This window comes from Shewanella sp., assembly GCF_051658185.1.
GTDB lineage: Bacteria > Pseudomonadota > Gammaproteobacteria > Enterobacterales > Shewanellaceae > Shewanella.
This window is the reverse complement of sequence record NZ_JBOFMC010000261.1, coordinates 1-4,173: the sequence shown is the minus strand read 5'-3', so window position 1 is coordinate 4,173 and position 4,173 is coordinate 1. Positions and strand designations below refer to the sequence as shown.

The following is a 4,173-nucleotide window of genomic DNA, read 5'->3' as shown; positions in this document are numbered from 1 at the left end:
AAACAAAGCTTTAGCAAACAATGGTGCCCGCCAACCTTAACCACGGCATCGCCAAGCCTGCGCTTTATGGATAAGGCCTGCCAAATTCGCTTTTGGGACGATGCCAATACCGATGAGCGCGAGAACCGCCTGGTGGATGTTTCGGCGTTTATTCGCTTTTTTAGCCATCCGGCCAAGTACTTTTTTAATCGTAGCCTCAAAGTGGATTTCACCTTACGGATCCAAGCCGATGATAACGATGAGCCCTTTGGCTTAGATGCCCTAGAGCGCTACCAGCTACAGAGTCAATTGTTAGCACACAATATTGCCCAAGGGAGCGTCACCACTGATAGCGACTTTATCGCCCGCCTCAAAGCCCGCGGCAATTTACCGATGCAACCCTTTGATGATCTTCTGCTGCGTCAATATCAGCAGGATATTGCGCCATTAATTGGCCGCACCTTATTCCTCAAGGGCGAGGCCGCCAGTGGCCATCGGGATATCCACTTAAGCTTTGAGCAGCTTGCCCATCCCCTAGGCCAAGGCCATCGGATCCTACTGAGCGGCAGAATTGATGATCTCAGTCCCAAGGGCCTAGTCAATTACCGCCCCGGCAGCGCTCACGGCCGCGATTTACTGCGGCTCTATCTGCGCCATTTATGCCTCATGGCCACGGGCCAGCCCCAGAGCAGCTACTTGTTAGATATGGGCCATTTTCATGCTCTTGCCCCCATCATGCCCGAACAGGCCAAGGCCTTACTCGCGGATTTACTGCAATTGTTCTTTGAAGGGCAACAACAGCCATTATGTTTTATGCCACGGACTTCCCTTGCCTATGTGACGGCCGAGGGCGACCATGGGGAAAAACTTGCCGCCGCCCAAAGCGAATGGCTAGATGAGCAGGGGGAAATGGGTGAAGGCACAGAGCCACACTATCAACGGCTATTTCAATTCCCCGACGATTTTAGCCAAGCAGATTTTGGCGCATTAGCCGAACGGATTTTAACGCCGCTAGTCAGCCTATATCACAAGGGAACGCTAGCAGAGCTGGAGGAGTTTGTCCTAAACGACAGCTTTAACTTGAGCGACAGCTTTAACATGAGTCAAAGCCAACACCCCGCGGCTAACCAAGATGACAGCCACACACGCCGCAGCGATGATAAAGGAGCCGCAGTATGATCCATTCCCAAGGCTTGGACTCCCATAAAACGCAGCCCCTCGATCCGCTCACTCTGCCCTTTGCTGGCAGCCGCTTGATTGAAGCCAGCGCGGGCACAGGTAAAACCTATACGATCTCCGGGCTCTATCTGCGGTTACTCCTTGGTGAGCAACCCAATGCCGATAGCTTAAATTCCCCCCAATTGGCCCAAAGCGCGCTCTTGTGCGAGCAAATTTTAGTGGTGACCTTTACCAATGCCGCCACCGAAGAGCTAAGGGATAGAATTCGCCGGCGGATCCAAGTCGCCTTTAAGCGGTTTTTAGGCCTGAAGGTTGACGATCCCTTTGTCGAAGCCCTGTACCAACAAACGCCCGAGGCGCTGCGGCCACTGGCCCTTAGGCGGTTTGACTTGGCGCTTAAATCCCTTGATGAGGCCGCCATTTTTACTATCCATGGCTTTTGTCAGCGAATTTTAGCGGATCTGGCCTTTGAATCGTCGCTGCTGTTTGAATCGGACTTTACCTTAGATGACAGCGAATTTTTACATCATGCCGTGCGCGATTTTTGGCGGGAAACCTGTTATCCCCTGCCCGATTATTTAGCCGAAATGATTGCCAAGGAATTTGGCGAGCCGGATACCTTGCTCAAGCAGCTGCGACCACTGATCGGGGCGAGCCAAGCAGCGCCCCTCACGCCCACAGGCAACTTTGCCAGCATTGCCAACGCCCTAGAGCACAGCTTAAAGCGCTTTGCATTGGCCTGGCCTGCGGGCCGTGATGACATGCTCGCATTGCTCCAAGGCCTGCCCCTGAATGGCACCCGTTTTGGCAAAGCGGCAGAAAAGTACCCCAAATTGGTGGAAATGTTTGCAAGCCTCGATAACTGGCTGGCCAAAGGTTACGGTTTACCGCCGCTAAAAGTGCTCGAGGCGTTATCCCTGTCGAGTTTAAAACTGAATAAGGGCGGGATCCTCCCAAGCGTAAGCGAAGCGCCGTTACTTGATCATATCGAGCAGCTCGCCACGCTCATTGGCCGGAGTAAAGGCGCGTTTTTAGCCAGCGCAAAAGCGGGGATTTCCAGACGCTTTGCCGAGCAAAAACGCCAACACAATGTGCTCACCCCCGATGATTTGCTCACCACCCTCGCGGCAGCATTAAAGGCCCAGCCAGAGCGGTTGCCCAAGGCTATCGCCAGCCGCTTTCCGGTGGCGCTGATTGATGAATTCCAAGACACCGATCCGCTGCAATTTGAGATTTTCTCAACGATTTATCAATGCCGTCCCCCACAGACGGCAAGCCCCTCGGCAAGCGCTCCCTTAGGACTCTTGATGATTGGCGATCCTAAGCAAGCGATTTATGCCTTTCGCGGCGCCGATATCCACACTTATATCGATGCCCGCAGCGCCACTGCCGAGCAATATCATTTAGATACGAACTATCGCTCGGGTGCCAACATGGTCGCCGGGGTGAACCATTTGTTTAGCCAGCATCCGCGCGCATTTATGAGCGATGCCATTCCCTTTGAGGCGGTCAAGACCCCTAAGGCCGCCACGGACAAAGTCTTAACCGGAAAACACGCCAGCAGCGCAGCGCTGCGCTTACGCCTACTCAGCGAAACCCCACAAGGTCTCAATAAAACCTTAGCAAGGCAGCGATTAGCAGCAGATGCCGCCGCGCAAATCACCCAGCTGCTGCAAGATGCCGCCGCAGGCGACTGCCAAAGCCCCAAAGGGCCCTTAGCGGCTAAGGATATCGCCATTTTGGTGCGGGATCGCAATGAAGCGGCCGTGATGAAAAAGGCCTTAACTGATCGCCACATTGGCGCGGTATTTTTAAGTCGCGACAGCGTTTTTCACACAAGGGAAGCCAAAGAAATGGCACTCATACTGCGCTCCCTTGCCGATCCCAAGGATGAGCGCGCCCTACGCAGCGCCCTTGCCTGTGCCTTACTTGGCTATAATGCTGAGCAAATACATGCTTTTAATCAGGATGAAGAACAGCGTCAGCAACTATTAGAATTGTTTTTTAACCTGCACCAACTCTGGCAACAGCGCGGCATCATGCCCGCCCTAATGAGTCTGGCCAATAGCACGCGCCTCATTGAGCGGCTCTTAGCACGTGGAGCTGACAGCGCGGGGGGAGAAAATACTGACGGCGAGCGCCGGCTCACGGATTTTCGTCACCTTGCCGAACTTTTACAGCAAAAATCCACCGAGCTGGATGGCATGAGCGCCTTAGTCAATTGGTATGAGCAGCAACTCATTGATAATACAGGGACGGATGAGCAGCAGTTGCGGCTAGAGAGTGAACAGAATTTAGTGCAGATAGTCACTATCCATAAGAGTAAAGGCCTCGAATATCCCGTATGCTTTATCCCCTTTATCAGCCTTGCGAGGGATAACCGCCGCCGTCCTGCACCGATGTTGTACCACCAAACCGATGCCCAAGGCCGGCAAGCGCTGATATGGGATATCGAAGGCACTGACGAAGGCTGGGAGCAAGCCAAACAAGAAACCTTAGCCGAGGATCTGCGGCTATTGTATGTGGCGCTCACCCGTCCCATTTATCGCTGTTATTTATCGATAGCCAATCACAGTCGCCAGCTTAAAAACGGCATTAAAAGTCAGCTCCACGAAACCGCTATCGGCTATCTGCTAGGCATTACCGACGAGAATTGTGACTTTAGCCGCCTATGCCAAGCCGCGGCAGCATTAACTCAAGGCATTGAGGCCATTGATGTCACCCTTGTGCCCGAGCAACTTGACGAGCGTACACTCGTGGCGCCTCAGGCGGCACAAGGCTCCTTTAGCCCAAGAACTGCTCAGCGACCATATATGACGCCCTGGCGGGTCGGCAGCTATTCCGGTTTAGTGAAAAACTCGCCCCACGGCAAAACCCGCCCCGGCGCCGATGATGAGGCCCAAGGGCCCGCTGCAGAGGGGATGGATCCACCTCATCCCACAGTCGAGAGTCGGCAAACGTCCTATGAGCTAAGTGCCCACGACGTTAACCTTCCCGACTTAATGATTGACGAGT

1 protein-coding gene and 1 pseudogene are annotated in these 4,173 nt (G+C 53.8%); both read left to right on the top strand.

The window, feature by feature from the left end:
* A pseudogene (locus ACRCZA_RS10100) lies at positions 1–1,158 on the top strand (exodeoxyribonuclease V subunit gamma); the annotation flags it as partial.
* A partial coding sequence (recB, locus tag ACRCZA_RS10095; protein ID WP_438674312.1) for an exodeoxyribonuclease V subunit beta occupies positions 1,155–4,173 on the top strand: 3,019 nt, incomplete at its 3' end. The pseudogene ACRCZA_RS10100 and the gene recB, both read left to right, overlap by 4 nt.